The following is a 6,457-nucleotide window of genomic DNA, read 5'->3' as shown; positions in this document are numbered from 1 at the left end:
TCCTAAGAAAATCTGCCAGAATATTTTCCTGAATGCATTCGGTGACAGCCTTTTGTACGGCATCATCCAAAGGCATCTGTTCTGCAAAGGAACGAACCTTTGCAACATAAATGGAATATTCCTTTAATATCTGGCAATGGGACATTAACTCGTTGTTGTGTCCTGCGTTTACATTGAATGTAGTAACAATAAGTTCTAACGATGGATTGTCAGTTACATGATAAAAAGCATCTGACAAACGGCTGGTATAGCAATCATCTATCGGTGTGCTTCCATTATAAAATACAATAAAATGGGGATTTGGAATTTTTTGTAGTGCAGAAGAATACAGGGATTTCTTATCCACAAGCTTCTGGTATTCCACTGCGATGTAGAATAAATCCCGAAGCGGAATATTTGGATTCATTGTGGACTGATGCTCGTATAGATAGAGATTCATGTCCAGAATAAAAGCCAGATCGTTCTTCATTCCCATGTAAATGGCATTTTCCAGGGTTACAATTTCGAGGGCACCGGAATCCGTGTAATGACTGTTATTAATTGCATTGTAAAGGGATAATAGTGCTTCCTTATCCGAAAACAGCATCCGGAAAACAGTGTCCTTAAATTTGCGGTTCGCCACCGGTGCGCGTTTCGTTGTTTCATTTGCTTCATGTGCTTTTCCTGTCATAGGCAAGTCCTCCTTGTGTGTGGCAGGAGGATAAGCAGCAATAGAAAATAAATATTATATCCAGTGGCAAAAGATTACCTGCTATCGAATAATGGCAGTTATTTCCATACTGTATCGCTCCTGCTTTTTAGTTAAATAGTGAATCAAAAGCATAGATAGATACAGAAATGCTGGGTTCTAAACAGAACCGGATTTGAACTATAGAAAGTGCCATATAGATTGTATAATATATGCTTTTTCACATTTTAACATAGGAAGAGGGCAGGAGCAAGACAGAAAAATTATTCCGCGTCTATTTCCGCCTTGATTTCATCTTCGGTTGCCGCCATTGCCTGTAAAGTCATGGTAAGCAGTTTCTCTAAATCCCAGCCAAGCTGAGCGGCACCGCGCTCGATGACCTCGCGGGAACATCCGGCAGCAAAGCCTTTGCTTTTATATTTCTTCTTTAAGGATTTTAATTCCATATCTTTCGTGCTTTTGGACGGACGCATCAGTGCAGCAGCCCAGATAAGACCGGTTAATTCGTCTGCAGCAAATAAGACCTTTTCCATTTCGTGAAGCGGTTCCACATCAATGGTTGTGCCACATTCTACGGTAATGCCGTAGCCGTGGGAGCAGACCGCATGAATAATGTCATCCGAAACGCCGCCATCCTTTAACAATTCCGGAGCCTTAAGACAATGCTCGGCAGGATATAATTCGAAGTCGATATCGTGAAGCAGTCCCACGATACCCCAGTATTCAGCATCCTCGCCATAGCCTAATTCATTGGCATACCATTTCATAACAGCTTCAACCGTAAGCGCATGCTGAATATGAAAAGGGTCTTTGTTATATTTTTTCAGTAATGCAAAAGCATCATTTCTTGCAATGTGTTCCATTTTTTCGACCTTCTTTCTTTTGTCAGTTCAGTAAAAATATACACCGGATAAAATAAATGTGCAAATCAAATTTGTGTGGAAAAAGGGCATTTTTTTGCATATAGCATCATTATCCAAAGAACTGCTACAGGGATTGTTAAGAGGAAGGCTTGGTTTCAACGGAATGATTACTACAGATGCCATCAGTGCCAGCGGAAAACCGGCAGTGGGAGACCACCAATCGGATATGATGCACCATGGTTTGTCCATGAGATTCCGACCATGTTTATCTCCATTGCAAATCCGTATCATATGCAGGATGTGCCGATGATAGAGACCTTTATCAATGCATATACAGCCAATGAATTTAACGTTGAAATGCTGGTAAAGAAAATAAATGGCGAGTCGTCCTTTAAGGGAAAGAATCCGGTAGACCCGTTCTGCTATCAGAGACAGACAAGAACCATATAAAAGTACAGGGATAAGAGGAAAAAGATGAAAGCCTTGAAATTATACTGGATCGATATGTGAAGGAAAGGCACCTTGAAGAGAACGAAAAAGAAATCCTTCTACTGGTACAAGAAAGTAATCGAAAGCAACGGAGAAATTCTAAGATAAACGGCTGTTATTATCTTAAAAAATATTGCATATTTACGAAAAAATAGGAAAAAAAGTAAAAAAAACCCCTTGTTCTATCGGAAAACCTGTTTTATAATAGAGGGAAAAATGAACAGGCAATACGGAGGAAAAAGTAGAAATGAGCAAGAAACTGATTATCGTAACATCGCCGCCAGCTTGCGGGAAAACATATATTTCAAAAGAACTGGCAAAGAGATTAAATCATATTGTATATCTGGATAAGGATACTTTAATTACATTATCCAAACAGATTTTTGTAGTGGCTGGACAGCCATATAATAGAAGCAGTGATTTCTTTGAGAAGAACATTCGTGATTATGAATATGAATGTGTCGTAAATCTGGCACTGGAGGCATTAGAGTATGAAGATCTGGTTCTTATCAATGCACCATTTACAAGAGAAATCCGTGATATGGAATATATCAAAGGTCTGAAAGCCCAGCTGGCAAAGAAAGATGCTACATTAGTAACAATCTGGGTACAGACAGATCCGGAAATCGTTCATGAGAGAATGATTACCAGAGCATCTGACCGTGATGACTGGAAGTTAGAGCACTGGGATGAATATATTGCATCCTGTAACTTTGAGATTCCGGAAGATCTGCATGATCCGAATGTAAAAGATGATTTACTGATTTTCAATAACAACAATGATGAAGAGTTTGAAAAGTCCATGAAAGAGATTACTGGAATCTTAAATGAGACTATCAATCAGGACTAATTACATAGTTTAAAAGTGGAACCCCGGGAATGCTTCTTACGGGAAGAGAAGTATTTTGCCCGGGGATTTTTTACTTTACAGGAAATTGCTTTCCTGCAAAGTAAAAAACGCTCCGCGAGGATGCACACTGCGGCGCATAAGGTAGATGTCGCAGGCGCGAGAATGCGCCAAGGCACATTCTTTTTTATAACAGAATGTGGAGAACTTTTTGTATTTGTGCTATGATATGAATATGTGGAGCATATATGGAATGGATATCCGGCTGTTAAAAGAGCATCCGGAATATAAAGAACAAATAAAATTGCTTCCCACACGTTGGGAGAAGGTAAATAAAATAAAAAAAGAAGAGGACAGACTGCGGAGTCTTGCTGCAGGCATCCTGCTTTCCTATGGGCTACGGGAAAATGGTATAGATTTAGATGCCTGTCAGCTTATAATGGGAACCCATGGCAAGCCGCAGGTGGCAGGCTGTGAGGGACTGCATTTTAATCTGTCTCACACAGGAAACTATGCAGTGGCGGTATTTTCTGATGCACCGGTTGGAATTGACATCGAACACCGGAGAGCATTAAAGCAGACGCTTTTGGACAAGTGCTGCACAAAGGACGAGCAGGCATGGATACAGAGCCAGCCGGATAAAGAAATGGCATTTGTACGTCTCTGGACAGCCAAGGAAAGCTATGTAAAATGGAGTGGCGAAGGAATTACCTTTCCATTAAAGAACATTGCAGTTCACCGGAGGGAGAATGGCATCGCATCTTATCCGAAGAAAGATGGCATAGCACTTTACCGGGAAGGCATCCTGCAGCCGGTAAACTTCGCAGAGCATGATGAGATACCGGATTACCACATCTGCGTGTGCACGGAGTCTGAGAAAGAAAATGCGGCAGAAATTATATGGCTACAAGAGGACAGCTTCTCATGAGCAATGTCAGCGCATGATTCACATTTGCTGTCTGCTAATTATGGGGCGGGGGAAGTGACAGAAAGGCAGAAGAAGGATGAAAAAATATAACACTGTTATCTTTGACTTGGATGGAACCTTATTAAACACATTAAAAGATTTGACTGATGCAACCAATTATGCATTGGAAAATATGGGCAGCCACAGCACAGTATAGAGGATGTCCGGAAATTTGTCGGAAATGGCATCCGCAAGCTGATTGAGCGTGCGTTAGAGGGCGGAGAGGAAAATCCGGAATTTGAGCATGTATTTGCAGCTTTTAAAGAATATTATGGTGAGCATTGTAATGATACCACCTGCCTTTATCCGGGCGTGGAAGAAATAATTACTTCCTTAAAGGGACAGGCTATCGCCTTGCAATTGTTTCAAATAAAGCGGATTTTGCAGTAAAGGAATTACAGCAGATTTATTTTAAAGGAAAGATTGAAGTTGCCATTGGAGAAAAGGATGGCATTCGTAAGAAACCCGCACCTGACACTGTTATGCAGGCGTTAAAGGAGCTTGGAAGCAGCAGTGAAGAAGCAGTCTATGTAGGCGATTCTGATGTGGACATTGCAACAGCAGCAAATTCCGGTATGCCATGTATCAGTGTGACCTGGGGATTCCGGGATGTTCCATTTTTAAAGGAGCATGGAGCAACACATCTGGCAGCTAGTGCTGAAGAATTGTATGCAATTTTAGATGAATTCAATGCGTAAAAAGGAGAATGGCAAATGGAAATTATCCGACAGATGCAGGAGCGGAAGGACTTGACGGAACGGGAAAGAAATATTCGTGATTATCTGATGGAACATCCGGAGACTGTCATTTCCATGACAGCAAAGCAGTTAGGGGAAGTTTCTTATAGCAGTACTGCTGCTGTAAGCCGCTTTTGCCGGAAAATCGGCTGTCAGGATTATGGAGAATTCCGGCTGCGTTTCCTAAGTGAATTGCAGAGTACGGAGGGTGGACAGGAGACGACCACAGAGCATTTTGTAATACAGCAGCAGGAAAATGCCATGACCATTATGAATAAGATTGCGGACATTGACACCCTTGCCGTTGAAAAGACAAAGCGTCTTCTTACGATTGATCAGCTGGCGCGGGTGGGAAAAATGGTGCATGAGGCCAAGTACATTGATTTCTATGCCTTTGATATGAATATACATCTGGCACGCTACGGCTGCAGCCAGTTCTTCCATTGCGATAAGGTGGCAAATACTTATGCGGAAGATAATATACAAAGGATGATGGCATTGCAGAATAATGAAAATCATCTGTCCATCATGATTAGTCATACCGGAAATAATAAGAAGCTGGTGGAACTGGTAAGGGATTTACATCGGGCAAAAGCAAAAACCATTCTGATTACATCCCAGGGCAAAAGCAGGATGAAAGCATATGTGGATGAGGTTCTGCTGACACCAAGAACACTGACAGAGTGTGGAAGTATCCGGATGGAAGGACTGTGGACAGTGGCATTTTCCGCAGCAACAAAATACCTTCTGGATGTTATGTTTGCAATGGAATTTTCTGCCGGTTATGCTGAAAATATAAAACTGAGCAAGCAATATTATGAGATTGGTGCAAAGAACCTGTGTGATACAGAAAAATCATAGCAATAAAATGAAACAAAATTTCAAGATTTCATTCATAAGAGCCGATTCTTTTGAAACGATCATTCAAAATCCGTCACACTTGTTGCAGAGAACAGAAAACATGTTATCCTTGGACTGTAAGGAAGACATCGCCATATGTCCCTTGCATTTATAGCATGTTGGAGCCCGGAAAATAGATTCCGGGCTCCGTTAAAAAAGGAGTGACGCATATGAAATTAAAGAAGAAAATGAAACGAATGTTAGAAGCAAATCTGATGAATGTAATACTTGCAACAGAGCAGCAGGGATTAAAGAAGCTGATGATTCATTTCTTAGAGACTTTGTAACTGCAATTTTATGACTGGAAATAATGTAACTGTAATATTACATTTATAAAATGGGGATATTATCAGGAGGGAGACGCATATGAGCATAACAGTAAATCTTTATTATACTGGTGAAAATGGAAATGCATTAAAATTTGCTCAGGAGATGGAAAACAGCGGAACAGCAGATGCAATCCGCCGGGAAGAGGGCAATTTAAGATATGAATATTTTCAGCCGCTGCAGGATAAGGAAACAGTACTTCTGATAGACAGCTGGGAGAGCCAGCAGGCACTGGATGTGCACCATGCTTCTCCGATGATGCAGACCATTGCGGCATTGAGGGATAAATACGACCTTCACATGAGAGTAGAACGTTACGTATCGGACGATGAAACCACGCAGGATGATAAATTCATTCGAAAATAAGCAGTGGGTATAGATGTGGGAGTAACGCACTGAAAATATATTTTAGATGCAAGAAAATAAAATTTGCCCTTGACAAGTAAAAACTCCGGTGCTATTATGTTCACAACTTAAAGAAAGAAGCTTTATCACTTTCCTTCTCAACAAAGTGATGGGGTATTCTTTCTTTTTTATTTCTTTTATACTAGTATGGAACAGAATAATATGATTATTGATGGCAAAGGCGCTGTCTCCGAATAGGAGCGGCGCCTTTTTTCGCGAGTAGCGAGAAAAATC

7 protein-coding genes and 2 pseudogenes are annotated in these 6,457 nt (G+C 40.9%); 7 read left to right on the top strand and 2 right to left on the bottom strand.

What is annotated here, in order from left to right; all coding sequences use genetic code 11:
* Nucleotides 1-670: hypothetical protein (locus tag DW059_RS03870; protein ID WP_117697830.1), on the bottom strand; the 670-nt coding region annotated here is incomplete at its 3' end.
* A gap of 281 nt (nucleotides 671-951) precedes the next feature.
* Nucleotides 952-1,551, bottom strand: coding sequence for an HD domain-containing protein (locus DW059_RS03865; RefSeq protein WP_117697829.1), 600 nt, complete (start codon nucleotides 1,549-1,551; stop codon nucleotides 952-954).
* A 75-nt stretch (nucleotides 1,552-1,626) separates the two neighbouring features.
* On the opposite strand from DW059_RS03865, the gene DW059_RS16350 reads away from it, so the two are divergent.
* From DW059_RS16350 to DW059_RS03825, 7 genes and pseudogenes are all read left to right on the top strand, one after another.
* Nucleotides 1,627-2,001 (top strand): hypothetical protein, encoded by a 375-nt coding sequence (locus tag DW059_RS16350; protein ID WP_242986094.1) that lies wholly within the window; start codon nucleotides 1,627-1,629, stop codon nucleotides 1,999-2,001.
* A gap of 63 nt (nucleotides 2,002-2,064) precedes the next feature.
* Nucleotides 2,065-2,148 (top strand): annotated as a pseudogene (locus DW059_RS16085) (beta-glucosidase); the annotation flags it as partial.
* A 139-nt stretch (nucleotides 2,149-2,287) separates the two neighbouring features.
* Entirely contained in the window at nucleotides 2,288-2,890 is a 603-nt protein-coding gene (locus DW059_RS03850; RefSeq protein WP_117697827.1) for an AAA family ATPase, read from the top strand.
* A 208-nt stretch (nucleotides 2,891-3,098) separates the two neighbouring features.
* The gene (locus DW059_RS03840) at nucleotides 3,099-3,815 is read left to right on the top strand and encodes a 4'-phosphopantetheinyl transferase family protein (RefSeq protein WP_118540796.1); all 717 of its coding nucleotides are present in this window, start codon (nucleotides 3,099-3,101) and stop codon (nucleotides 3,813-3,815) included.
* Between the two features lie 76 nt (nucleotides 3,816-3,891).
* Nucleotides 3,892-4,552 (top strand): annotated as a pseudogene (locus DW059_RS17775) (HAD family hydrolase).
* Between the two features lie 15 nt (nucleotides 4,553-4,567).
* Nucleotides 4,568-5,452 (top strand): MurR/RpiR family transcriptional regulator, encoded by an 885-nt coding sequence (locus tag DW059_RS03830; RefSeq protein WP_117697821.1) that lies wholly within the window; start codon nucleotides 4,568-4,570, stop codon nucleotides 5,450-5,452.
* 405 nt (nucleotides 5,453-5,857) lie between these two features.
* Nucleotides 5,858-6,184, top strand: a complete 327-nt coding sequence (locus tag DW059_RS03825; protein WP_117697819.1) for a putative quinol monooxygenase — start codon at nucleotides 5,858-5,860, stop codon at nucleotides 6,182-6,184.
* Nucleotides 6,185-6,457 lie beyond the last annotated feature (273 nt).

The organism is Roseburia sp. AF42-8 (genome assembly GCF_003435965.1).
In the GTDB taxonomy this organism is placed as follows: domain Bacteria; phylum Bacillota; class Clostridia; order Lachnospirales; family Lachnospiraceae; genus Roseburia_C; species Roseburia_C amylophila.
The sequence above is the reverse complement of the archived record's forward strand: the minus strand, read 5'-3'. Positions and strand labels throughout refer to the sequence as shown.